Annotated in this window: 22 protein-coding genes; all 22 read right to left on the bottom strand. The window is 45.7% G+C overall.

The genetic code is table 11. The annotated features are described in order from the left end of the window. Positions 1-97: 97 nt before the first annotated feature. On the bottom strand, positions 98-934 hold the full coding sequence (locus tag BN161_RS06625; protein WP_081743648.1) for a transporter substrate-binding domain-containing protein: 837 nt from the start codon (positions 932-934) through the stop codon (positions 98-100). 12 nt (positions 935-946) lie between these two features. Next, positions 947-3,175, bottom strand: coding sequence for a putative porin (locus BN161_RS06620; protein WP_044264128.1), 2,229 nt, complete (start codon positions 3,173-3,175; stop codon positions 947-949). A 176-nt stretch (positions 3,176-3,351) separates the two neighbouring features. After that, positions 3,352-3,894 (bottom strand): 2-oxoacid:acceptor oxidoreductase family protein, encoded by a 543-nt coding sequence (locus BN161_RS06615; protein ID WP_007215003.1) that lies wholly within the window; start codon positions 3,892-3,894, stop codon positions 3,352-3,354. A 24-nt stretch (positions 3,895-3,918) separates the two neighbouring features. Beyond that, the gene (locus BN161_RS06610) at positions 3,919-4,680 is read right to left on the bottom strand and encodes a thiamine pyrophosphate-dependent enzyme (RefSeq protein ID WP_044264126.1); all 762 of its coding nucleotides are present in this window, start codon (positions 4,678-4,680) and stop codon (positions 3,919-3,921) included. A gap of 12 nt (positions 4,681-4,692) precedes the next feature. After that, positions 4,693-4,866 (bottom strand): hypothetical protein, encoded by a 174-nt coding sequence (locus tag BN161_RS29365; protein ID WP_007215001.1) that lies wholly within the window; start codon positions 4,864-4,866, stop codon positions 4,693-4,695. Further along, the gene (locus tag BN161_RS06605; RefSeq protein ID WP_044264123.1) at positions 4,863-5,948 is read right to left on the bottom strand and encodes a 3-methyl-2-oxobutanoate dehydrogenase subunit VorB; all 1,086 of its coding nucleotides are present in this window, start codon (positions 5,946-5,948) and stop codon (positions 4,863-4,865) included. Before BN161_RS06605 ends, BN161_RS29365 begins: the two co-directional genes overlap by 4 nt. Positions 5,949-5,967: 19 nt before the next feature. Further along, positions 5,968-6,195: an indolepyruvate ferredoxin oxidoreductase subunit alpha gene (locus BN161_RS06600; RefSeq protein ID WP_007217729.1), complete on the bottom strand. Its 228-nt coding sequence runs from the start codon at positions 6,193-6,195 to the stop codon at positions 5,968-5,970. A 21-nt stretch (positions 6,196-6,216) separates the two neighbouring features. Then, the gene (locus BN161_RS06595) at positions 6,217-6,492 is read right to left on the bottom strand and encodes a tetratricopeptide repeat protein (protein ID WP_007214998.1); all 276 of its coding nucleotides are present in this window, start codon (positions 6,490-6,492) and stop codon (positions 6,217-6,219) included. A 170-nt stretch (positions 6,493-6,662) separates the two neighbouring features. Further along, positions 6,663-8,066, bottom strand: coding sequence for a glycoside hydrolase family 28 protein (locus BN161_RS06590; protein WP_044264120.1), 1,404 nt, complete (start codon positions 8,064-8,066; stop codon positions 6,663-6,665). 214 nt (positions 8,067-8,280) lie between these two features. Further along, positions 8,281-8,472 (bottom strand): calponin homology domain-containing protein, encoded by a 192-nt coding sequence (locus tag BN161_RS06585; RefSeq protein WP_044264118.1) that lies wholly within the window; start codon positions 8,470-8,472, stop codon positions 8,281-8,283. Continuing rightward, positions 8,462-9,043: a zeta toxin family protein gene (locus BN161_RS06580; protein WP_044264200.1), complete on the bottom strand. Its 582-nt coding sequence runs from the start codon at positions 9,041-9,043 to the stop codon at positions 8,462-8,464. Before BN161_RS06580 ends, BN161_RS06585 begins: the two co-directional genes overlap by 11 nt. Before the next feature lie 184 nt (positions 9,044-9,227). After that, positions 9,228-9,662 carry a ribose 5-phosphate isomerase B gene (rpiB, locus tag BN161_RS06575; protein ID WP_044264116.1) on the bottom strand — a complete coding sequence of 145 codons (435 nt, stop codon included), beginning with the start codon at positions 9,660-9,662 and terminating at the stop codon, positions 9,228-9,230. 128 nt (positions 9,663-9,790) lie between these two features. Continuing rightward, the gene (locus BN161_RS06570) at positions 9,791-11,800 is read right to left on the bottom strand and encodes a transketolase family protein (protein WP_044264113.1); all 2,010 of its coding nucleotides are present in this window, start codon (positions 11,798-11,800) and stop codon (positions 9,791-9,793) included. A 176-nt stretch (positions 11,801-11,976) separates the two neighbouring features. Next, complete coding sequence (locus BN161_RS06565) at positions 11,977-13,521, bottom strand: alpha-N-arabinofuranosidase (RefSeq protein ID WP_044264112.1); 1,545 nt, start codon at positions 13,519-13,521, stop codon at positions 11,977-11,979. A gap of 34 nt (positions 13,522-13,555) precedes the next feature. Beyond that, a complete protein-coding gene (locus BN161_RS06560) occupies positions 13,556-15,904 on the bottom strand; it encodes a beta-L-arabinofuranosidase (protein ID WP_044264110.1) in 2,349 nt (782 codons plus the stop codon). Between the two features lie 346 nt (positions 15,905-16,250). Continuing rightward, entirely contained in the window at positions 16,251-17,849 is a 1,599-nt protein-coding gene (locus tag BN161_RS06555; protein WP_044264107.1) for a xylulokinase, read from the bottom strand. Between the two features lie 2 nt (positions 17,850-17,851). Then, positions 17,852-19,360, bottom strand: a complete 1,509-nt coding sequence (araA, locus tag BN161_RS06550; protein WP_044264105.1) for an L-arabinose isomerase — start codon at positions 19,358-19,360, stop codon at positions 17,852-17,854. 41 nt (positions 19,361-19,401) lie between these two features. Next, positions 19,402-20,085, bottom strand: coding sequence for an L-ribulose-5-phosphate 4-epimerase (locus BN161_RS06545; RefSeq protein WP_007663863.1), 684 nt, complete (start codon positions 20,083-20,085; stop codon positions 19,402-19,404). A gap of 79 nt (positions 20,086-20,164) precedes the next feature. Beyond that, positions 20,165-20,842, bottom strand: coding sequence for an NUDIX hydrolase (locus BN161_RS06540; protein ID WP_044264199.1), 678 nt, complete (start codon positions 20,840-20,842; stop codon positions 20,165-20,167). 100 nt (positions 20,843-20,942) lie between these two features. Beyond that, entirely contained in the window at positions 20,943-22,637 is a 1,695-nt protein-coding gene (locus BN161_RS06535) for a sodium:solute symporter (protein WP_044264100.1), read from the bottom strand. 25 nt (positions 22,638-22,662) lie between these two features. Continuing rightward, entirely contained in the window at positions 22,663-23,802 is a 1,140-nt protein-coding gene (locus tag BN161_RS06530; RefSeq protein ID WP_044264098.1) for an aldose epimerase family protein, read from the bottom strand. Positions 23,803-24,089: 287 nt separating this feature from the next. Continuing rightward, positions 24,090-26,003, bottom strand: a complete 1,914-nt coding sequence (locus tag BN161_RS06525) for an arabinan endo-1,5-alpha-L-arabinosidase (RefSeq protein ID WP_044264095.1) — start codon at positions 26,001-26,003, stop codon at positions 24,090-24,092. Between the last annotated feature and the right edge of the window lie 34 nt (positions 26,004-26,037).

Raw genomic sequence — 26,037 nt, 5'->3', positions numbered from 1 at the left:
AGTTTCAAGGCATGAAACTAGGAATGGAAAAGAATAAAACCGGAAGTTCCGCACAGGGAACTTCCGGTTTTATTGTATAAGCTTGTTTGAAAGGAACTTATCTTTTATTTGAAGTCCGGTAATATTTACGGTAGATAGATTTAAACTCATCACTGTTCCGAAAAGTCTGAAGCCAGCTGTTGAGGCTGTCCAATAGAACAGGTGATTGTTTGCTGACTCCCCAGGAATAGAACTGGGTAAAACTGATATCGGTATTGATATCTATCTGTGGAAGACTATCCGCTACGGCACGGGCGATGCTTTCATCGCATACGGCATAATCTATATCCCCATGAGCTACAAGTGATATCAGCTGTTCCGAACCGTATTTATCTATTTCCTTAATATATATAGTGTCACCAATTTCGTTTCCCAGATTACGAATACGGAGGATGGAAGGCGATCCTTTCACTACGTGCAGGGTTTTGCCTGCCAGGTCTAACTGACTTTTAACGAATAGAGAGTCAGTGGGAGATATGGCTTTGCGCTGTACGAGAACCTGTTTATTAAGTACAATCGGAGTAGTAAGGAGCAAAGAGTCTTTCAGTTCACTGGTGGCGAGAATACCATAAGCGATAACATCGAACTCGCCTGTTGCAAGTCCTTCCAGCCGTTTGTCAAAACTCATTTCGGGAGTGATGGCAGCTTTCCAGCCATGGTCACGGGCAAACGCTTCTATCAGTTCATAATGAAAGCCCGATAGCGTATCTCCGTCAACATAGAAACTGATGGAGTTATATTCTGTGGCAGCACGGATTATTTTCTCGGCTGCAATTTCTGCATAGTCACGCGGATGCCCTTGCTGCTTCTCCTTTTTAAAAAAGAAGGTAGCAATGAAGGCAGCTATTATACCCATAGCAGCGTATTTCAGAATCTTGGCTTTCGGGATCTTCATGTGGAAAGAGTTTTAATCGTAGAAATTCCACGAAACACCTAGCTTAAGCAGGCTCGGGTTGATGGGGTAGTGTGGTACAAGGAAAGAATTACGCGTACCCATGCCTTGATTTACGTGAGAGTACATAGCGAATAGCCGCGTACGCTTCAGTTGCAGGTTTGCATAAATGTTCACTATAGGATAACCACCTATCTCTACCTGGTCATTTCCCGGTTGCAGGTGGAATTGTTGAACGGCAGGCGTATAGGCCGGCGCATTGTATTTGGTGAAATAGCGCACATCGGCTCCCAATTGCACTGTAAGAACTTTCTTTGCCAACTTGGTCAGAATGTATAAGTTGGAGTATAGTGAAAGTTGTGGCAATGGGAGAATTGTTTCATTGCTTGACTTTTGCCAGGTTACTTCGTTATCCAAATGGAAAATACCTGCACGGAAGTTCTGTTTCAGTGTTGCTGAAAGTATTTGTATATTACCGCTATACTGCTCGGGTACAGCTTTCTGGTTGAAATAGGTATAGTTTTTGATGTTTTCTACACCGGCACGAAGATTAGTACCCCAGCGGTCAATGTTTAATTCGCCTTCTACACGGGTACGGAATTCTTTCTCCATATTGTCATTGTCCCAGAAGAAATGGTTGGAGTGATAATGCCGCATATAGAAAGATGGTAGTGTATTCGTCACAAAACCTCGTGCGATAAGGTTTACCGTATCTTTTCCCAATCGGAAATTCAAATCCATATTACCATGTACACGGAATTGCCCCAGCGCTTTGTCCATAATACCTATTTCACCATCTATGGAATAGTGAAGGACTTTACCTTGTCGTTTGGCAAGTTCACCGCCCACAAATATTTCTTGTTCCGTAAAGCGGTCTACCGTCATGGAATCTGCATTCATCAGGTCATAACGGCTGAACTTATGAGAGATATAAGCGGTTAATCCTGCTTTGGCATATTTGTTGAAACCTTCCAACAGGGCTATGCCAAAGATGTTCTTTATGCTGAATGCTGTGGTGGAGTCCCGGCTGACACTTCCGTTTTTATTGAAGTAAGTGTTTTCATACATACCCTCCGGTTCGTTGTATGATTGGAAACGATGGCGTGAGCGCTCCACTTTAAAAGTATGAATGAAACTTGTGACAGGGACGAATTCTTCAACGTAGTTGGTATCTTCTGCCAAGGCGGTGGCGTTGTTAAGGCTATCCAGACTCAGGCTTTTTCTCATTGCAAGCCTTTCTGCTGAAAGGCTGTCGGTGCCTAAACTGTCAGCACCTAAACTATCCATACCTAAGCTGTCTGTAATGGCGGTGTCGGGAATCATGGCAGTAGATGCTGCCGTGGGAGCGAAGTTTTGTTTAACGTTATTGTTTTGGGCTACTTCTTTCAATACTCTCCGCTTGAATCCTAACCGATAGCGTTGCGTAAGGTAAATATAGAAGTCTTTGTTACGGTTGGAAGTCTGTTCCAGCTTCACAGGAATAGTGGTGGATTCATATTCTTTCTTACCGTCAGCCATTGTATCGGGGCGGGTAATGTAACCGTCATTTGCTATACCGCCGTTTTCATTCATCTTCATGAAGAAGTTGTTGTAGACAGCTTGCAGTTGGTAGCGTTCACCAATATAACTTCCGAATATGCCGGCATTGAAGTGCGAAGTAGACTGATTGGAGTAGTATCCACGTCCGTACAGGTAATCGAAATTGAAGCCAAATGCCAACCGTTTGTTTACATTGACAGAAAAATAAGATTTGAATCGCTCTTCACCGTTTACCTTATTGCCCGCCTTATAATAAGTCAGATTTGTATAAGGAACATTACTGTTGGTGAAGAATACCTGATCGGGACGAACAAAGAAACTGGAGAATGGCGTCATAAAAATAGTCGGTTCGGTGCTTTCACGATCAAAGAATATACGTGAAAGACGGGGAGAACCGAGATTACCCAGGAAATTGTATTGTCCCGTCATACCGTCTACCAGGTTTGTATTCTGGAAATTCAAGGAAAGAGTGTCGGCAGGAACGATGGTCCGGTTACCCAGAGTCTCACTTAATTGCCACATATAGAGTTTAGGCGGAATACTTTGAACGTCAGTGCTGGTATCCAGGCTATCTGGTTGTGTTGACGGGTCAACCTGATTCCCATAGCGGTCACGGTTATCCAATGTATTGAGTGGCCGCTGTGCCTGTGCTGCCAGCAATCCCAATACGAATAGAAGTATATATGTCAGTAGAATGCGTCTCATAATTAGGCGCAAAGATACAATAAAAAATTATTCGCTTGCGGAATTCAGCCTTTTTTGCCTATTTTTACAAACGTACTTTTTATTTCTTTGATATAAATATGGTAACTTATAAAATAAGCCCTTGCAAAAAGAAACTATTGCAAGGGCTTATTGATTTATCGTAAGAGTCAATGGAATTATACCTCTTTAATCAATTCCATTCCTTTTTTAATCGCTTCTTCATTCATCGGTATCAAGTGATGATGACGTTCGGGCAATGTCTTCTTCAAGCCTCTGAGCACGCTATCCAGCGTAACCATCGGTTTCAGTTTCAGCAATCCACCCAGCACAATCATGTTGAATGCTTTGGCATTATTCATTTCATTGGCTGCATCCATTGCGTCGATACGATACACTTTGATATCCTTACGCGTCGGCGGGTTGATGATACCATATCCGTCGTAAATCAGGATACCGCCCGTCTTTACCTTACTTTCGAATTTCTCCAGTGAGGGCTGGTTCAGAATAATGGCAGCGTCATACTTGCTCAGAATAGGAGAGGAGATTTTCTCATCGCTTACAATCACCGTAACGTTGGCTGTACCACCACGTTGTTCCGGTCCGTAAGCGGGCATCCAGCTCACTTCCTTATCTTCCATCAGTCCCGAGTATGCCAAAATCTTTCCCATAGATAATACGCCTTGTCCACCGAAGCCTGCTATAATGATTTCTTCTTTCATTGTTCTTAGTCTTTTAGCATGTGATTATTTATCTTTCAAGTCACCCAGCGGATAGAACGGGAACATGTGCTCTTCCATCCATTTGTTAGATTGCGCAGGTGTCTGTTTCCAACCGGAGTTACAAGTGGAAACGATTTCTACCAGGTTGGAGCCTTTGCCTGCCATGGAGTTCTCGAATGCTTTGCGGATGGCTTTTTTTGCTTTGCGGATAGCACCGACTGTTTGTACACTCTGGCGGGTAACGTAAGCGGTTCCTTCCAGTTGTGCGGCGATATCTGCCATCTTCAGCGGATAACCGTGCAAATGAACATCACGTCCGTAAGGACTGGTAGAAGTCTTCATGCCGACCAGGGTAGTAGGAGCCATCTGTCCACCCGTCATACCATAAATGGCGTTGTTGATGAAGATGATAGTAATGTTCTCACCGCGGTTCAGTGCATGGATTGTTTCTGCCGTACCGATACATGCCAGGTCACCGTCTCCCTGGTAAGTGAATACCAGTCTGTCCGGCCACAGGCGCTTGATTGCAGTGGCAAGAGCGGGTGCACGTCCGTGTGCAGCTTCCTGCCAGTCAATATCCAGATAGTTATAGATAAACACGGCACATCCCACGGGGGAGATACCTACTGCTTTGTCTTCCATGCCCATTTCTTCGATTACTTCGGCTATCAGCTTGTGTACCACACCGTGGCTGCATCCCGGACAGTAGTGCATGGGATTATCGTTCATCAGAGTCGGTTTCTTATAAACCAGATTCTCAGGCTTGATAATATCTTCTTTTGTCATAATCACTTCTCCTTATCTGTTGGTGAACCGTATAAAAAACTCCATCAGCTTAACGAATATTGCTGCGCCACAAACATAGATGAACAGTTTGAAGTCATCCTTTGCAACGAAATATACGATGATAGCTGCCAAGGCAAGTATCATAAAGAGTATATTCAATACGCTTCTTATCTTATCAGGGTTCATTTCTCGATTAATTTTTCTTTCAGTGCACTTACAATCTCTTCCGGATCGGGTACGATACCGCCGAGACGCCCGAAGTGTTCTACTTTTACTTTACCATTCACAGCGAGGCGTACATCTTCAACCATCTGTCCCGCATTCAATTCGGTAACCAGCATGCCTTTCACTTTTTCAGCATAGGCTGCAATGGCCTTTGTGGGGAAGGGCCAAAGGGTAATGGGGCGCAGTATACCGACTTTGATACCTTCTTCGCGTGCAAGTTCCATTGCTTTTTGTCCGATACGGGCCATAGAACCGAAGGCGATAATCAGGTAATCGGCATCTTTACAATTGATTTCTTCGAAACGTACTTCGTTTTCTTCAATCAGTTTGTATTTAGCCTGGAAGCGGATGTTATTCTTTTCCATCTCTTCCGGTTTCAATTCCAGAGAAGTAATGATATTGGGCTTACGTCCGTTTACTCTGCCGGTAGTAGCCCACGGGCATTGCTCGATAACTTCTGCATCTGTACGGCGGGGCTTTTGCGGAGGCAATACAACCTTTTCCATCATCTGACCGATAACACCGTCGGCAAGAATGATAGCCGGGTTGCGATATTTGAAGGCAAGATCAAAGGCCAATCCAACGAAATCAGCCATTTCCTGTACGGAAGCGGGAGCCAAAGTAATCAGACGGTAGTCACCGTGACCTCCACCCTTAACAGTCTGGAAGTAGTCTGCTTGACTGGGTTGGATGGTTCCCAATCCGGGGCCGCCACGCATTACGTTTACAATCAAACAGGGTAATTCGGCACCTGCCAGGTAGGAGATACCTTCTTGTTTCAGGCTGACACCGGGGCTGGACGATGAGGTTAATACCATTTTTCCACTTCCGGCACCGCCGTACACCATATTAATAGCTGCCACTTCACTTTCTGCCTGCAGTACTACCATACCGGTAGTTTCCCAGGGTTTCAGTTCGGCAAGAGTTTCCAATACTTCCGATTGCGGAGTAATAGGATAACCGAAGTATCCATCAGCACCGCAACGGATAGCGGCGTGGGCGATGGCTTCGTTTCCTTTCATTAATACAACTTCTTCTGCCATATTCTACTGATTTACAGATTTATTCAACTTTTACTTTAAAAACAGAGATACATCCGTCCGGGCAAACCTGGGCGCACGACGCACAGCCGTTGCAGGTATCTTCCAATATTTGGTGGGCATAGTTATACCCTTTTACGTTCACCTCTTTGGTGAGGGCTATTACATGCAGAGGACAGGCTACCACGCATAGATTGCAGCCTTTGCACCGTTCGGTGTCCACTACGATTGCTCCTTTAATCTTTGCCATAATTTACGTTACTTTTATATGTTATTGATTATACATATCCTTATTGAAGAAATTCAGGATATCCATTGCCATACGATAGGCTTCACGGGCAGGGCTGTCGGGATTGAGGTCGATAGCATATTGGTAGTTGTTCAAAGCCAGTTGCCAGTTACCTTGTTTACGGTAGGCATTTCCCAGGAGATAGAAAGCTTCATCCCGGTCGGTAGAGTCGGTGATCAGATATTCATCGAGCTGCCGGATAGCTTCTGCTACATCTCCTTGATTGATAAGCTCTTTGATAGTTTTCAGTTGCTCCATATCGTATTGAGTTCCGGATTATTGGAATACAAAGATAGTTTTTATTTAGAGACAACGAACAAGTATTCTGTGAAAAATAAGAAAAATGGGGAAATAAGAAGCCCGAAGTTGAATGAAATTCTGTCAGAATGTCACAACTTCGGGCGTATATGATGTAAAATGTGGTTTTGCTACTTTACAAGTTTTCCATTTATATAGAGATTTTTGAACGTAACGTCTTTAGCTCCTTTTATGTCATTTCCATCTTTGGCAACATTATTAAAGTGGGAGTCTTCAACGCTGATATTGTACACATGATCATCGTCGTCGAGACCGATAATAAGGATACCAAGTTTGCTCTTTTCGCAGGTTACATTCTTTAGGTGAACGTTGCGGACAGTAGGAGTAAAACCGCGGTTACAGTTCTCACGGTTTTCGTATTGCAGGTTGATGCGCAGCACGGCTTCGCGACACTGGCCTACGGTGACGTTACGCACGAACACATTTTCAATCAGTCCGCCGCGGCAGGTGCTGGTCTTGATGCGGATAACACGGTCGAGGTCCGGGCTATCCATCTTACAGTTTTCTACATACAGGTTGCGGTACCCGCCGGAGATTTCGCTACCGATGACTACACCGCCATGTCCTTTTTTCATATAACAGCCGCGTACAATGATGTTCTCGCTGGGAATACCCCATTTACGTCCGTCCTGGTTACGTCCGGACTTGATAGCAATACAGTCATCTCCGGTATCGAAGGTACAGTTCTCTATCAATACATTTTTGCAGGATTCAGGGTCGCAGCCATCGCCATTGGGACCGCGATTATAAACGTATACGCCGCGTACGGTAAGGCTTTCGCAGAATAGCGGATGAATAACCCAGAAAGGGGAATTCAATAAAGTTACATCTTCTATCAGCACTGTATTACATGAGTACAGGTTGATAAGTTGCGGACGTAATCCGTCTTCAGGTGTCATTACACGTTTATAAATAGGAGTGGAGGTTTCACCGTACATCAGCAGGCGTTCCCGTCCTCCGTTGCGTTGTGCCACCATGCCCTCTTTCCAGCCATAGCGGGGGGCGCCACACATAGGCCACCAGGTTTCGTTGGAGCCTTGTCCGTCGATAGTCCCTTTACCGGTGATGGCGATATTTGTTTCACCGTATGCATAAATCAACGGGCGGGCATTATAGCAGTCTATTCCTTCCCAACGGGTGATAACTCCGGGAAAGTAGAGGCTCTGGTCAGTTGAAAATTTCAATACGGCTCCTTCTTCTACATGAAAGTTGACGTTGCTTTTCAGTGTGATGGGACCTGTGTAGAATGTACCTTTGGGAACTACAACCGTACCACCACCATTCAGGCAACATGTAACGATAGCTTGGTTGATTGCCTCATGACAGGGAGTATCCGGGGTGTCGGGCTTGGCACCAAAGTCCGTAATGAGATACGTCTGTTTTGGGAAAGATGTTTTCTTGATTTGCTTTTCAATCTTTGCACTCTCCTTGAAAGCCTTATCGAAATCTATCGAGTTGGCTGTTGCCAATGTGGCCGAGAGAAGCAGGGAAATAATTCCGAGTACTTTTTTCATGCGTTTTCTGTTTCTTTGTTAATGGTTATTTAGACTTATCTGTGGCAAAGATAGGCGAAGTGTCCTGTTGCCAAGGATGAGATTTTGACAGAAAATGTGTAATATTTGACGGGGTTGATTGATTTTGTAGCTTAAACAAACCAGCCCGCATCTCAGAGAAGATATTCCCTTTGATGCGGACCGTTGTTATTGGTATGACTTTATAGGCTTTTGATTACTTATCCGGAGTTTCCTTATACATTTTCCGTAGTAATCGCCGGGCCGGTACGGCTTTGATTTTTCCGTCGGGCGTGCCCTGTATCACGTCCTCGTTGCGCAAAGCTTTTTCTTCGAGCATTCTCCGTTCGGCAAGCGCCAATCCGTAGTGTAGTTTACGGCTCAATTCTTTTCTCTCATCATTTGACATAATTTTGTATGGTGTTAAAGAGTTTCACATCATGTACTTCGGTTGCCATGTCACGTCCGCCTTCTGCAACAATGACGCGTGGGGTATGGCTATTATCAGCCAGCAGCCAATAATCCACTTGAGGCATATAAATATCAAACAGATTGTTGATTCCTGCCTGATAGCGGCGCAGGACAGTTTCTTTGGGGATATCGTGCCCGCCATTGCTGACACGTTGTGCAACACGTTCCACGGCCAGTTCCGGAGAGTTCAGCCAGAAGTAAATCAGGCTAACCTTATAACCCTGCTTTTGTGCTTGGTTGACAAGGCGGATATAAGAACGTGTGGCGAGGGTAGTTTCAATAGAAAAGTTTTCTTTGTTCTTCAGTAATTCGTCAATGCGTTGCAGCATCAGTCGTCCGGCTTCGATGGCCACGTTCGCCGGGTTGAAAGGGGAGAGGCCGCGCGCTATTTCGTCGGCATTGACGAACTCCTTGCATTGCAGTACCTCAGGTAATACAGTATACGATGCAGTCGTCTTTCCGGCTCCATTACACCCACTGATAATATAAAGCTGCTTATCGCTATCCATACTCTTCGTATTACTTTCCGTTGCAAACTTACTATAAAAATGTTGAATTATAAATAGTTGGTAGTTATAAAATGAAAAAGCAAATCGGTCTGTAACCCGGGAATGCGTTTCCCGCAGCATATACAGACCGATATTTTTCTTCTTAGATATTCTTTTAGAAGCTACTTGTACTGATAACCTACCATTATTTCACTGGTATCTTATCAATACGCTTTTGATGACGTCCTCCCTCAAACTGTGTGCTGAAGAATTCTCTCATAATCATGTCAGCTTCTTCTGTGCTGATAAAGCGTCCCGGCATGACGAGTACATTGGCATCATTATGCTGGCGAGCCAGATGAGCTATTTCCGCTGTCCAGCAAAGCGCAGCACGAATGCCCTGATGTTTGTTCAGTGTCATGCTGATACCTTCACCACTTCCGCAGATAGCAATACCCGGGTAACACTCTCCGGCTTCAACGGATAATGCCAAGGGATGAGCAAAATCTGCATAGTCACAGCTCTCCGTTGTATAGGTTCCGAAGTCTTTGTATGCCCATCCTTTAGTTTCCAACCACCCCTTGACGTATTGTTTCAATTCAAATCCGGCGTGGTCGGAACAAATTCCAATTGTTTTCATTTTCTGTTGTAGTATGATTGATTTAGAGGCTCTATAATGGAATACCAAGTGAAAAATATTTCGCCCCTACAAGCCTGTTACAACCTGTAGGGGCGAATAATCATTCGCCCGGTATGCACCAGGGCTTTTTATAACATTGCTTTTACTTGCTTATAAACATTTTCAGCAGTAAAACCTAACTTCTGATCCAGTACTTTGTAAGGAGCTGAGAAACCGAAAGATTCCAATCCCCAAACTTTGCCGTGAGCACCTACCAAACCTTGCAGGTTTACAGGCAGACCGGCTGTCAGACCGAAGACTTTGGCATCAGCTGGGATAACACCTTCCTGATATCCCGGAGCCTGGCTACGGAACAAACCTTCGGAAGGAGCAGATACGATACGTACTTTCACGCCGTCTTTGCGCAACAATTCGGTTCCTGCCACCAGCGTAGATACTTCTGAACCCGAGGCTACCAATATTACATCCGGGTTCTCATCAGAACCAGCTACGATGTAAGCACCCTTAGCAGCCTGAGAGTAGTCATTTCCAGCGGGCAGCATAGCGATATCCTGACGAGAGAAGATCAAACCGGTCGGAGTAGTAGTATTCTCCATAGCCAGTTTCCATGCAATTGTTGTTTCTTCTGCATCTGCCGGACGAAGAACCAACATAGAGTTGTGTCCTTTGTGGTTTTTCAGTTTTTCCATCAGACGGATCTGAGCTTCCTGTTCTACCGGTTCATGAGTAGGACCGTCTTCGCCTACACGGAATGCATCGTGTGTCCAAATGAACTTCACGGGAACTTCCATCAGTGCAGCCATACGTACGGCAGGTTTCATATAGTCAGAGAATACGAAGAATGTTCCGCAAGCAGGGATTACACCACCATGCAGTGCCATACCGATACAGCAGCAAGCCATAGTCAGTTCGGCAACACCAGCCTGGAAGAATGCACCGCTGAAATCACCTTTTTTGAAAGCATGCGTCTTTTTTAGGAAGCCGTCTGTCTTATCAGAGTTTGAAAGGTCGGCGGAAGCAACGATCATGTTTTCTACCTGAGTAGCAAGAGCGCCCAATACGGTAGCTGATGCAGCACGTGTAGCAGCACCTGCTTTTTGCTCGATAGCTGCCCAGTTTACTTCAGGAGCTTTACCGGAGAAGAACAGGTCGAGTTTGGCAGCCTTTTCAGGATTAGCCTTTGCCCATTCTGATTTAGCGGCATATTTCTTAGCCATAATTTCTTTCAGTTCGGCAGCACGCTTTGCGTACAGTTCCTTCACTTCGGGGAAGATTACGAATGGATTCGTCGGATCGCCACCCAGGTTCTTGATGGTATTTACATAAGCATCACCACCCAGAGGAGCACCGTGAGTCGCACAGTTAGCTTCGTAGCTGCTACCATCTGCCTTGCGTGCACCCTTACCCATTACGGTATGACCGATAATCAGGGTCGGACGTTCGTTTTCTGCTTTCGCTTCGTTCAAAGCGCCACGGATAGCATCGGGATCATTACCGTTGATCTTGATTACCTTCCAGCCCCAAGCTTCGTATTTCTTGGCAGTATCTTCGATGGTTACGTCTTTGGTTTCAGTAGAAAGCTGAATGTCATTGGCATCATAGAACATGATGAGGTTATCCAGTCCCAGTGCACCTGCGATACGGCCTGCACCCTGAGAAATTTCTTCCTGTACACCACCGTCCGAAATATAAGCGTAGATGGTTTGCTGCATCACTTCTTCGAAACGGGCTTTCATGAATTTAGCTGCGATAGCTGCACCCACTGCGAAAGTATGACCTTGGCCGAGCGGACCGGAAGTGTTTTCAATACCACGCATGATGTCGCGTTCAGGGTGCCCCGGGGTAGGACTGTCCCATTGGCGAAACTCCTTCAATTCATCCAGTGTGAATTTGCCTGTCAATGCCAACTGAGAGTAGAGCATCGGTGACATGTGACCCGGGTCCAGGAAGAAGCGGTCACGACCTTCCCATGCCGGATTTTCGGGATCATACACCAGAAACTCAGAGAAGAGTACGTTCACAAAATCGGCACCGCCCATGGCACCGCCCGGGTGACCGGAATTAGCTTTCTCAACCATAGAAGCAGCGAGGATACGGATATTATCCGCTGCACGGTTCATAAGTTTGTTGTCGTTCATATTGATATTTATTTGATTTGAATACTATAATAAAGCAGGTTGAAGTGTCACTTGTTAATTTTAACAGCGACAAAGATAACTCTTTATGCGTAATTCGCAATATAGAAAGAACCTCTTTTTTCGTGACCTTTCCGTCCGCTTTTCGTTTTAAATACAATAAGTCTTTAGGGGTGATTTTACTGTAACTCTATAGTAACAATAGACTTGGCTGGTAGTTTTATCTTCAATACGCTTTTATTGATTTTTACCTCTTTGAACGGAGCTAATTTTATATTATTAGGGTTCTCAAAAGAGTTGTAATCCGTCAGGTTGGCAGAAGTTAAGATTTCACCAACGGCTTTCTTAGCCTTCACATCCGGCAGGTTGATAGTAACTTCCTGTGCATTGTCGGCATCGATATTAGACATTGAGATGTGAATTTTGCCGTCCTTGTCTTTAGAAGCTGTGGCACTTACCATAGGTACTTTGCGATTATCGCGTACATCCATGATCTCGCAGTTCAGATCGAGTGGGAGGAAAGTGGCATCCTGGTGTACATTGTACATCTTGAATACATAATAAGTGGGAGTCAGCACCATGTCTTTACCTTTTGTCAGGATCATGGATTGCAATACATTCACTATCTGGGCAATATTCGCCATTTTCAGACGGTCGGTGTATTTATGGAAGATGTCGAAGCTCAGAGATGCAACGAAAGCGTCACGCAAGGTATTCTGTTGGTAAAGGTGTCCTGGGATAGTGCCGGGTTCTTCGTCCCACCAGGTACCCCACTCATCGAGCATAAGGGCTACGTGCTTTTTAGGATCATATTCGTCCATGATGTCGCAGTGCTTTTTGATAACGTCTTCTATCTCACGGCACTTACCCATTGTCCAGTAATAATCGTCTTTGTCGAACTTAGTGGCTGCTCCTTTACTTCCGCTCCAGCCGGTTACGGTGTAATAATGGAGAGAGAGTCCGTTCATACGTCCGCCTACGCGATCCATCAGGACTTTAGTCCAGTTATAATCGTAATCACTGGCACCACTGGCAATCTTAAACAGATGGTTGCCGTCGTAGTTGCGGCAGTAGGTGGAGTAGCGGCGATACAAATCAGCGTAATATTCAGGACGCATGCTTCCGCCGCAGCCCCAGCTTTCGTTGCCTACACCGAGGTATTTCACTTTCCATGCTTTGTCACGACCGTTCTGGCGGCGAAGTCTTGCCATCGGAGAATCTCCTTCGGAAGTCATGTATTCTACCCATTTTGCCAGTTCTTCTACAGTACCACTACCTACGTTTCCGCTGATATAAGGTTCAGTACCCAGCATTTCGCAGAGGTTGAGGAACTCATGTGTACCGAAACTGTTGTCTTCAATTGTACCTCCCCAGTTATTGTTTACCATTTTGGGGCGGTTCTCTTTCGGCCCGATACCGTCCATCCAGTGATATTCATCGGCAAAACAGCCACCCGGCCAACGAAGTACGGGAACCTGAAGTTCTTTCAGTGCATTGAATACATCGGTACGATAACCTTTGATATTGGGGATATCCGAATTTTCTCCTACCCAAAGTCCACCATAGATGCAAGTGCCGAGGTGTTCGGCAAACTGGCCGTAGATTTCTTTGGGAATAACTTGTGTGCCTTGGTCGGCATGAAGCGTGATCGTTGCACTCTTTTGTGCGGACAGCGATACGGATGCAGCTAAAAGTACGCTGCTGAATAATAATTTGTTTCTCATAATGGTTATTAGTTATATGACGTTTGTAATGTTATTATTTGAGTAAGCGGACCTCATAAATAGCAGGTGTCCACTCTGTTCCGTCGGGACTGAAGCGTATCGGATAGCTGCCTGTACTTAACTTTTGGGGTAAAGAATAACAGATCGTTATAAAACCCTCTTTATCAGGTTTGCTGATCGTAGGACTAACGGTTAGTTTTTCATTGTTAAGAAGGATGGCTACCTTGTTATGATCCTCTTTCCGTACAGTGATCATGAGCCGGGCGGCTTCCTCTTTTACTTTGAGGTTATAACTGAACCAACCTTTGGCACGCCGGAAGTGACGGTCTTTATTGATTCCAGTTTCTGCCTGTTCATATAGAATGCCATGATCCGATTCTGGCTGTTGTTCACCGGGGAAAATGAGATCTACAGTCTGGTTGGCAAGTTCCATTGCTTTACGCTCGCTCAATGCCACTTCTTTGCGGATACTTTCTACTTCGGCTTCGGTTACCTGATGGAAATAAACAGCATAACGGGAATCGTGAAGACGGAAGAAGGGAATCAATTTCAGCGCTTCTTTCTGTGCCGGATAGACACTACCGGTATAAGTAAATGCAACCAAGTCATCGTTTATCTTCCGGAGTGATTGAGGCAGAGACGCGGCGGAACCTATCAGCATCGGTATTTCTTGCATGGAAATCTGTTTGCCATGGGCAATGTGTCCGCCACGGCTGTCATCTGCATAAAGCCCGTCCATATTCTCTGTCCCTGTGGGGCTGGCAAGTACGATAGGGCCATACATGAATGCATAGAAATTTTCCTGATCCGGTATTTGCTCCAGGGCAACCTGCATGGGCATATTCAGTGTGATTTCGTCTCCGGCTTTCCATTTGCGGTGGATGGTCAGGTACTCTCCCGGTTGGGCATTTGTTTCCTGTACTTTTCCATTAACGGAAACACTGGCGCCTTTAGCCCAGGAGGGGTAACGGAGTTTGAGGCTGAATGCTTTCTTCTTGCTCTTTTCCACGCGGAAGCGGATTTGCTCTTCGTCGGGGAAACGGGTTTCCTGTACCAGGGTTACCTTTTTCTCTTGCCAGGTCAGACGGGAGGGGATGAAGAGGTTTACATACAGCGTATCCTTTGCATGGGCGTAAATAAACTCTCCGTATTTGGTGTGATTCTCCAATCCGGAACCGACGCAACACCACATGGATGTTTCCGGCTGCGAGTAAACGCGGTAGTGTCCCGGACGCATAGGGGTGAAGTAAACAAATCCACCCTTTTCGGGCTGTTGCGAGGCAAGGATATGGTTATATAGGGCACGTTCGTAATAATCGGCAAAACGAATGTCGGGAGAAGTCTGGTAAAGCATCTTCGTCAGGCGAAGCATGTTGTAAGTATTACACGTTTCCGGACCTTGCACATCATTGAGCATGGATGTGAAATTGTCTGCCGGATGAAAATGTTCGCGTACACTGTTGCCACCAATGCAGACGGAACGATGATTTACCACTGTGTTCCAGAAGAAGCGGGCGGCGTGATCCCAGTTCTGGTCTTGTGCGAGGTCGGCGATACGTTTGTAGCCGATAACCTTCGGTATCTGTGTATTGGCATGCATGCCTGTCAGGCGGTCTTCATCCTTCACAAGAGGGTCCAGAATCACTTTATGGGAGAAGCGGCGTGCCAGTTCCAGGTATTTCTTGTCACCTGTGATTTCGGCAACATCAGCGAAAGTTTCGTTCAGTCCTCCGTGTTCGCTGCGGAGCATGTCTTGCATTTGCTGGTCGGTGAGTCCTGCGGTGATGTCTATCATCCAGTCAGTGAGGGTCACTAACATCTGGCGGGCAAGGTCGCTTCCGGCATAGAGGTAAGCGTCGCGCAGTCCGGCATAAGTCTTGTGTATATTGTATAGGGGTACCCATTTGCCATTGAGGTCGAAACCTCCGGCACGGATATTCCCGGCTTTAATTTCTTCCCAAAGTTGCAGGCTTCCGGGAGTGCCTCCGATGAATCCGGTGCCTACGGCTTGCTGTGCACGATGTAGTTCGGCGAGCATATAGTTCAGCCGATTGTATATGGCTGTGTCTCCGGTAGCGGCATACATCATAGAGAGTGCGGAAATGTAATGTCCGCCGATGTGTCCGTCCAGTCCGGTGTTTTCCCAGTTGGTATAACTTGGCGCTTTGGGCGTCAGTCCGGCTTCGCGCAGGAAAGGGGCGAGCAGGCGGTCGGGCTCCATGGCCATGATGTAATGTAAGTCAGTCTGTTGGGCTTGCAGGAAGGGGCTTTCCAACAGCTTGACGTCTTGCAAAGGGAAATAGGAAACTTCTTGTTGGGTTTGAGCTTTCCCGGTCAGGAGAAAGCAGAAAAGGAACAGGAAGGTGATGAGGGTTGATTTCATATTGTATCAGGGATTTGGGTTTGGAATTATTAGTACTCTGCTGTACGGGGTGTGCGTACCGAGTGGTACGGGGTGTGCGTACCGAGTGGTACGGGGTGTGCGTACCGAGTGGTACGGGGTGTGCGTACTGAGCGGTACGGGGTGTGCGTACCGAGTGGTACGGGGTGTACGTACCGAGTGGTACGGGGTGTACGTACTGAGCGGTACGGGGTGTACGTACCGAGCGGTACATAAAGTATCTGTCATCCTGAGCTTGCCGCGGGCTCTCTTCTCTTTGCACCCGGTGAGATGAGATGCTCCGGCTTCGCTCAGCATGACAGATGTTTTCAATATATCAGTGACCTGCTTACTTCTTAAACTTCACCGCCGCTTCTTCGATGGGCAGTGCTGCCTTGTAGTTTTCGATGTATGCGTTAAAGCCTGCCACATCTTCAGCTGTAGGCGCTATCTCAACACCTGCATCCCCACCAAACACCTGCTCATCCAGGAAAGCGTCGAGAGGTTGCTTCTTCTCGTTGTTCACAAGGAATGAAGCCAGCAGCGCAATACCCCAGGCGCCACCTTCACCGGCCGTTTCCATTACGGAAATCGGTGAATTCAGTGCTGCTGCAAGTACTCTCTGGCCCACATTCTTAGTCTTGAATAAACCTCCGTGTCCTGTGATTCTGTCAACTTTCACCTTTTCTTCTTTGAAAAGAATGTCATTACCAATCTTGAGGACACCGACAGAAGCATACAAGTGCGTCCGCATGAAGTTCGCAAGGCTGAATTTGTCATTGGCCGAACGTACAAACATCGGTCTTCCATCTGCAAATCCTGTTACAGGTTCGCCTGAGATGTAATTGAATGAAATGAGGCCGCCACAATCCGCATTGCCTGTCAGAGCATGGTTGTAGAGTTTTCCATATACTTCGTTCATATCTACAGGTATACCCAGCAGTTCCTGGTATTCTTTGAACAGGTTGATCCATGCGTTGAGATCAGATGTACAGTTGTTGCAGTGTACCATGGCTACGGGACTTCCATCGGGAGTAGTAACCATATCGATCATTTCGTAGGGCTTTGACAGATCTTTCTCCAATACAATCATGGAGAATGAAGATGTACCTGCAGATACGTTTCCAGTACGCTGCTTAACGGCATTGGTTGCAACCATACCGGTACCTGCATCTCCTTCGGGCGGGCAAACCGGTATTCCAGCTTTCAAATGGCCGGATACGTCGAGCATCTTAGCACCTTCCGGTGTCAGGAAACCTGCATTTTCACCAGCCGGCAATGCCTTGGGAAGAATATCCAGCAATTTCCAGTCGTATCCCTTCGGAGCGATTAACTCGTCGAACTTGGCCACCATTTCAGCGGAATAGTTCTTGGTAACCGGGTCTATAGGGAGCATACCTGATGCATCGCCTATGCCTAATACCTTTTTACCGGTCATCTGCCAATGGATAAAACCTGCGAGCGTTGTCAGATAATTGATATCTTTCACGTGTTCTTCGTTGTCCAGAATGGCCTGATACAAGTGAGAAATGCTCCAACGCAGAGGAATATTATAAACGAACAGTTCTGATAAAGCAGCCGCAGCCTGACCTGTATTGGTGTTTCTCCAAGTACGGAAGGGCACGAGAATCTCTTCTTTATCATTGAATGCCATATAACCATGCATCATGGCGCTGACGCCAATTGCCGCCAGAGCTTCTATTTCTATGTCATACAGGCTCTTCACGTTTGAGCGAAGGTCGGCGTAACAATCTTGCAGTCCATACCAGATGGCCTCAACGCTATATGTCCAAAGTCCGTCAACCAACTGGTTCTCCCAGGTGTGACTTCCTTGAGCGATGGGCTTGTTTTCCTGGTCAATCAAAACAGCCTTGATTCGAGTGGAACCGAATTCTATGCCAAGAATGGCCTTGCCTGCTTCGATGGTTGATTTTGCGTCTAGTTTCATAATCAACAAAGCGCTTTGTTCAACATGTAATATACTTCATTCATGCGCAGTTCTTTCTTGAACTCGCTGATAGTTGTATTTTCATCGATGACTACCATTTCGATACCTGCCATTTCTGCATAATCTTCCCAGTATTCTACAGTCAGATCATAAGAGAAGCTGGTGTGGTGAGTACCACCTGCCAGAATCCATGCAGCGGCACCTACTTCGAGGTTCGGCATCGGAATCCACAATGCGCTGGCAACGGGAAGTTTGGGCAGCGGTTTGCTCTTGATACATTCTACCTTGTTCACGATGAGGCGGAAACGGTTACCCAGGTCAACGATAGTAGCGGCTACGCCTTCACCTTGTTTGCTGGTGAATACAAGGCGTGCAGTTTCGCTATCGATACCAATGGCAAGACGGTGTACTTCCAGTTTCGGTTTTGCCTCGGCAATCAGCGGACAAACTTCCAGCATGTGTGCCTGGAGGATAGCGCTCTTTTCACCGTCGAAATGCAAAGTGTAGTCTTCCAGGAAAGAACAACCTTTCGGCATACCCTGACTCATGAACCATGTGGTACGGTACAAAGCGGCAGTTTTCCAGTCACCTTCCGCACCGAAACCATAACCTTCTTCCATCAGACGTTGAGAAGCCAGTCCCGGAATCTGGTCAAAGTCACCGAGGTCGTTGAAGTTGGTGGTAAATGCTTTGGCACCTGTGTCTTTCAGGATACGACGGAGAGCGATTTCTGCTTTTGCAGAGTTCCATACTTTGGTATAAGCTTCTGTTCCGGCTTTTTCCAGTTCAGGAGCATGGTCGTATTCTTTGAAGTAAGTATCTACCATTGCCTGTACATCTTTGTCTTCCACTGCATTGTAGTACTTCATCAGGTCGTTTACCGGACAGTAGTCTACGTGGTAACCCAAAACTTGTTCAGCGGATACCTTGTCACCATCAGTAACAGCAACGTTGTTCATCTGGTCACCGAAACGGATAATCAGCATATCTTGTGCATCAGCCCATCCGGCGCAAACACGCATCCATGTTGCAATCTGGCCCTGTGCTTTTTCATCTTGCCAGTGACCTACCACTACCTTACGGTTTTTACGCATACGGGTTACTATGTGGCCGAATTCACGGTCACCGTGAGCAGACTGGTTCAAGTTCATGAAGTCCATATCCATGGTATCCCAAGGAATTTCTTTATTGAACTGAGTATGGAAATGCAGCAACGGCTTCTTCAATTCCTGCAAACCGTGAATCCACATCTTGGCAGGAGAGAAAGTATGCATCCAGGTGATAACACCGATACATTTCTCATCATTGTTAGCAGCTTTGAAAGCTTCAGTTACTTCTTTAGAAGAGTTTACCGTACCTTTATAAACCACCTTTACCGGCAATTTGCCGCTGGCGTTCAATCCGGCTACCATTTCGTTTGAGTGTGCATCTACTGAGATTACTGCGTCACCTCCGTACAAGAGTTGTGCTCCTGTTACGAACCATACTTCATATTGATCAAATGCGTTCATAATGTTTAATTCTTTAATTATTAATTCTTTCATTTATTAAATTACTGTCCATAATAAGCGTTAGGTCCATGCTTGCGGTTGAAATGCTTTTCTACCAACAGCGGATTCATGGTCAGTTTCGGATTGACAGCATAAGCAATGCTTGCCATCTTAGCCACTTGTTCCATTACCACTGCATTGTGTACAGCATCGTGCGCGTCTTTGCCCCAAGAGAAAGGGCCGTGATTCTTTACCAGTACTCCCGGCGTGTGTACAGGGTTCAGCCCTTCAAAGCGCTTCACGATTACATTTCCGGTTTCCATTTCATACGCTCCTTCCACTTCTTCCTTTGTCATATCTGCCGTGCAAGGTATGGCATCGTGGAAGTAATCTGCGTGTGTCGTTCCAATATTCGGAATGTCACATCCAGCTTGTGCCCAGGCAGTAGCGTAAGTAGAGTGGGTGTGTACCACACCGCCGATTTCAGGGAAAGCCTTGTAGAGTACCACGTGGGTCGGAGTGTCTGAAGACGGTTTCAATCGTCCTTCCACTACCTTGCCGTCGAGGTCCACCACCACCATGTCTTCCGCCTTCATATCGTCATAACTTACACCACTGGGTTTGATGACTACCAGCCCCGTTTCACGGTCGATAGCCGATACATTTCCCCAGGTGAAGATAACCAGTCCATGCTTCACCAGTTCAAGGTTGGCATGGAATACCTTTTCTTTCAGTTCTTCCAGCATAATTTCATTTGTTAATGCGATAAGGTGTTAATGTGATAGGGCGATAAAGGCGATATCGCTCTATCACATTATCACTCTATCACAGTTTAAAATTCGGTGCCTTGCGGTATGCCTTTTCATTGAATTTGTATAAGGCAGCTCCGCGTTTGGAACCTGTTTTATCAATCTTATCTGTTTTTTCAATGTAGTCCATTTCGGCTATCCGTTTACGGAAGTTACGCTTGTCTATCTGTTCACCGTAAATAGCTTCGTAGAGGCTTTGCAGTTGAGACAGCGTGAATAACTTCGGTAACAGGTTGAAGCCGATAGGCTCTGTGGATGCTTTCTGTTGCATCAATTCCCGTGCTTGTTTCACCATTTGCGGATGGTCGAAGATCAAAGGCGGTAATTCATTGATGTTTACCCAGTAGGCATTATGCTGGTGCACCAGTTCGCGGTCGTACTCGTTGATGTTGATCAATGCATAGTAAGCAACAGAGATAACCCGTTCTCCCGGATCACGTTCCACTTCGCCGAACGACCCTACTTGCTCCATATATACATTTTCCAAACCGGTGAGTTCCGCCAGTACACGTTTGGCAGCATTATCCACACTTTCACCTTGTTGCACGAATCCACCCATCAGAGACCATTCACCCATTGCCGGCTGAAAATTTCGTTTCAGCAATAACAGGCTCAGTTCTCCTTCGTTGAAACCGAAGATGATGCAGTCGATACCAACGTAAAAGGTCGGATTTGAACTATAATAGTTATTCATCATATATGTTTAGTTACGAGCTACAGGCTACAAGCTACAAGTGGCTACGCTATCATGCCGGATGGCACTCGTCGCCTGTAGCTTGTAGCTCGTCGCTATTTTACCAGAAATAGATATAGAAAGCGGCAGTGATACCCAGGATAATAACCGTATGGATAATATCCCAATGATTCCAGCTGGCGCGTGTCTCCGCCAATTGTGCCGGGGTAGAGGTACCGAATACCAATCCCCGTATTTTTTCTTCAGATGGTGCTTCTGTAGCCAGACTGACTACTATCACTACAATGATACAGAACAGGAACATCCATCCGCAGAAGAACAACCAGTTCATATCATAGAATAGATATTTGAATGTGCCACCGGCTACATCTCCTGCATTACTGTAATATACTTTTGCTCCCAGACGTGTCAGACCGATTACCATACCGGCGATCAATCCCCACATACCACCTTGTGCAGAAGTACGCTTCCAGCAGATACCCAACAGGAAGGCTGCGGCGATACCCGGTGCCAATACAGACTGTACGTCTTGCAAATAAGTATAAAGTACATCGCCTACGCTACGCATGATAGGTATCCACAAAATACCCAGAATCACAATTACAACAGTTGCCGCCTGACCGATACCTACCAGCTTCTTTTCTGATGTATTAGGTTTGAAGCGTTTGTAGAAGTCAATTGTAAACAGCATGGCAGATGAGTTGAACAAAGATGCCAACGAACTCATCAAAGCTGCAAGGATACCGCAAACCACCAGACCTTTCACACCAGCCGGCAATAACTTGGCTACCAGTGTCGGGAAAGCCGCATCGGCATTGGCGCTGCCATTAGCCAACATCGGCAAGAAACCTTCACCGCCTGCACCGAGGTATTTCTGATGAAGTGCAAAAGCAATCATACCAGGAATCAAGAACAAGAATACAGGTAACAATTTCAGATAAGCTCCGAAGATAGTACCGCGGCGTGCTTCTTTCTGGTTCTTACCTGAAAGAACGCGTTGTACGATGAACTGGTCAGTACACCAGTACCAGAAACCGATGATAGCTGATCCGATTAATGCTCCCAACCAAGGGAAGTTCGGGTCACTATTGCTGCGAATTAATTCCGTCATGGTGTTGCCCTGATCATTAACAGTTACCGCACCACAAATTCTCATCATTTCGTCCCATCCACCCAGTTCTCTGAAACCGAGTACAAGGATTATCAGTGAACCTAACAATAAAATCGGTGTCTGCAATACAGAAGTATAAAGTACTGACTTCATACCACCGAAGATTGTATATAATGCAGTGATCAAAACCAGACCGATAGCTGCAATCCAGAAGAAATCGATTCCCCATAGTTCTTCAATGCCGAATACCTGTTGGAATACCAGACCACCGGCATATACCGTAACCGCTACCTTAGTCAGTACATAACTGATCAAGGAGATTACAGACAATATAGTACGGGATTGCGGGTTATAACGACGTTCCAGAAATTCCGGCATCGTATATACCATACTTCTTGAATAGAACGGTACGAATACCCATCCCAAAATAAGAATCATCCATCCCTGGATTTCCCAGTGTGCCATAGCCATACCACTGGATGCTCCGGCACCAGCCAGTCCGATCAAGTGTTCCGAACCAATGTTTGATGCAAAAATAGATGCACCAATAGCAATCCACGTAGCGTCACGTCCACCCAGGAAATAATCCGCTGAGTCATTTTGTTTCTGTTTGACAACCCAAACAATAATACCAATCAGAGCTAAAGCGAAGACTCCAATTACAATCCAATCTAATGCTTCCACAATTCTAATATTTAAAAGTTAACTATTATTTCTCTACTGAGAATTTGAAAATACATTCACTGTTGTAAGTTTGTCCCGGCTCCAATACCACGCTAGGCCATTCCGGCTTATTAGGACTGTCGGGATAGTGTTGTGTTTCCAAGCATACGGAAGCACGTTGATTATAAGTAATGCCTTTTTTGCCTATTACAGTTCCGTCCAGGAAGTTACCGGTATAAACTTGTATACCCGGTTCGTTGGTATATACTTCCAGAGTGATGCCGCTTTCAGGTGAAGTCAGTTTTGCTGCTAATTGAGCAATGTCTCCATTCGTATTCAGTACCCAGTTGTGGTCATAGCCATTTCCGTTTTTCAACTGAACGAAGTCGAAGTTTGTGATGTCTTGTCCTATTGTTTTAGGAGTAGTAAAGTCCATCGGAGTATCTTTAACTGTTACGATTTCTCCAGTGGTCATGAAAGTACTGTCTACCGGAGTGTAATTGTCTGCATTTACATATAAGATATGATCTGTTGCAGCTTTTGAAGGATTACCGGATAAGTTGAAGTAAGAGTGGTTAGTCATGTTGATGACTGTTTTCTTATCTGTAGTAGCGCTATACTTTATATCTATAGCGTTGTCATCTGTCAGTTTGAAAAGAACTTTAGCAGTTACGTTGCCGGGAAAGTTAGAGTCACCGTCCGGTGAGATACGAGTCAGTTCCAGAGTAGTTTCATCAATCGGATTGGCTTCATATACTTGGTATTGCCAGCCTTTAGGACCGCCATGCAAACAGTGTCCGAAGTTGTTTTGCGGTAATTGGATCGTCTCTCCGTCCAATACAATTCTTCCCTGGTTGATGCGGTTTGCATAACGGCCGATAGAAGCGCCGAAGTCGCTCGGGATGTTTACATAGTCAGCAATGCTGTCGAAACCCAGAACAACGTCCTGCATATTCCCGTTTTTGTCGGGAACCATAATGGAAACAATACGGCCACCGAAGTTAGTAATGCACACTTCCATGCCCGACTTGTTCTTCAAGGTGTAAAGACCTGTTTTGGCATTGTTCACTTCTGTTTGGAAATTCACCGGATTCAGACCGGACAAAGTCAACTCCTGAGCTGGCTTGTTATTGCACGCAGATAACATCAGTGCGGCAATTCCTGCAAGTAGAAAATTGTTTTTCATGGTTCTATTTTTAATGTAAATGAGATAATTATCCGATTTTGGGTGTAAAAGTAACACTTTATTTGAGTGTATTAGCTACACTTGTATATGTTATGTAACATAAAAGTAAAAAAACAGCCTCAAATGTCGGGTTGTTGAGGCTGTTTTTAGAGTCCAGATTTACCAATTCCCTACCAAGTCCGTATCAACTCCTTACCAACTCCCTATCAAGTCCAAATGTATAGACACGAAGCAGATACGGACCAGATACGGTTCATATACTATCCGGATATGGACGGAATCTTATTTTATTTCTTCTTTTTACCCCAATACGTTTTGCTGTTGGTATAGCCCGCATAGACAATCGTATGAGTTCTCGGGCTGGCTTCCCAATCCACTTCCCGTTGCAGACATACTTCCACTCCATTGCTGAATGTGATGCGCTGGTTGTCGGCATCATAGCTCCACGTTGTGCCTTTCCAAGAACCATCGGTTACTTTATGATCGGCAGAAAGTGTCATTGTATTGGATATTTTTTGTTTTCCGTAAGAGTAGGAGAGGTCTATATGTTCCCAACTTCCTGTCAGTTCATCTTCTGTTATGGGCAGTTGGGGCACGGCGCCATAACGTTCCGGCATTACTACCGGCCATCCCGTACTGGTCCATTTGATGGAACGTACATGCCCCATCATCACGGCATTGCTCGCATTGATACCCGGTATATCTTTGGGCAGACGTCCTTGCGAGGCATAGTACCAATTTCCGTTTCCATCGTCAAAAATAGCACAGTGAGCGATACCTACCCATCCGTTGCTGTTGCTGAACTTGTAGGGGTGTGTAACGATGGGGAGCATTTCGCCGCCGAATCTGGTGAGATCTGTTCCGTCAATGCCTAAGTAAGGACCCAGAATGCTTTGAGAACGACACACGCGTGTGTTATAAGGTACATCCAATGCATCATAAGCCATGAACAGGTAATAATATCCAGTGTTTGGATTATAAATGATTTCCGGTCCTTCGGATGCCTGCCAGCGATTCCCAATCTGGCGGGTGACGAGTAGTTGCCCGTAAGGAGCTATATCTTCTTCCGTTCCCCAAGGCTTGGGCAATGTATTCAGTGGCTTTCCGGTGGCTGCATCTACTTCCAGCGCCGCTATGCCGCTATGCCATGAGCCGTAAACCAGATAGTGCTTGCCATCTTTGTCGATAATATAACTGGGGTCGATTGCATTCCATTTATAATAGCAATTTGTCCAGTCATCGGGCTTGACGTTGAAATTTAATTCTTTATCAGAGGCATTTGTGATGACGTATCCTTTGTCTTCCCAACCTCCATTATTGGCAGGGTCGGTGTTTTCCATCATGCCGATAAAGGCACGTTCGCTCCAAGTGTTCTCACCGTTGAGTAAGCCCGGGCATACGATGGAATAGTACATGCGGTAAAGTCCGTTTCTGACTTTCCGGACACAAGGTGCCCAATAGCCAAAGGTATTTATGGCAGGCTGAACTTCATTCAACCCCATGGCTTTGCGTATTTCGTTCAATTTAGGAATCACCCAGTCGGGTAGTGAGTTCATGGTACCTCCCATGTATTCCCAATTCACGAGGTCTTTGGATCGACGGCAGTGAAAATGTCCGCCGTATTCATGCGCATTACCATACGAGGCATCCGTCTGATACATATAATAATAACCGTCTTCAGCTAGTACTATACTGGGGTCATGTACATTGGCTAAATTCCATTGGCTTCTGTTGCTCCAGTCTGCAATGCTGGTATAATCATCAGGATAGGAAGGAGCTATGTATTTGTCCAATTCGGAAGTAATGCTGCGGGCTGCTGTTGTGAATGAAATTTCTGTTGAATAGACAGGACTTCCATTGGCTACAGTAGCAAAAGCCTTGGCATAGTATTTAGTTTCAGGCTCAAGTTCCGTTATGGTCAGGTTGAGTGACAGACCTGCGCTGCTCATTTCAACAGTCTGGTTGGAAATGGTCGGATTAGACTGGGTATCATAACAAATACCTTTCTTTAAAATTGCGGATGGGGTATTTGTTGTGATAGTCGCAATTATAGTTGCTCTATCTTCCGTAACATTTGACACAGATGGTGCCGAAATGGAAATAGTTGTCTCGTCTATGTCAGGCTCATTGCTTTCGCTGCTGCACGCTCCTGATAAAACTGAATAACTGAAGAGTAATAGGGTCCACTTGAAGAACTTCATAAGTAAATTGTTATTGGTAAATTAGTACTATAGA

The organism is Bacteroides timonensis, from assembly GCF_000513195.1.
GTDB lineage: Bacteria > Bacteroidota > Bacteroidia > Bacteroidales > Bacteroidaceae > Bacteroides > Bacteroides timonensis.
This window is presented reverse-complemented; position numbering and strand designations above follow the sequence as displayed.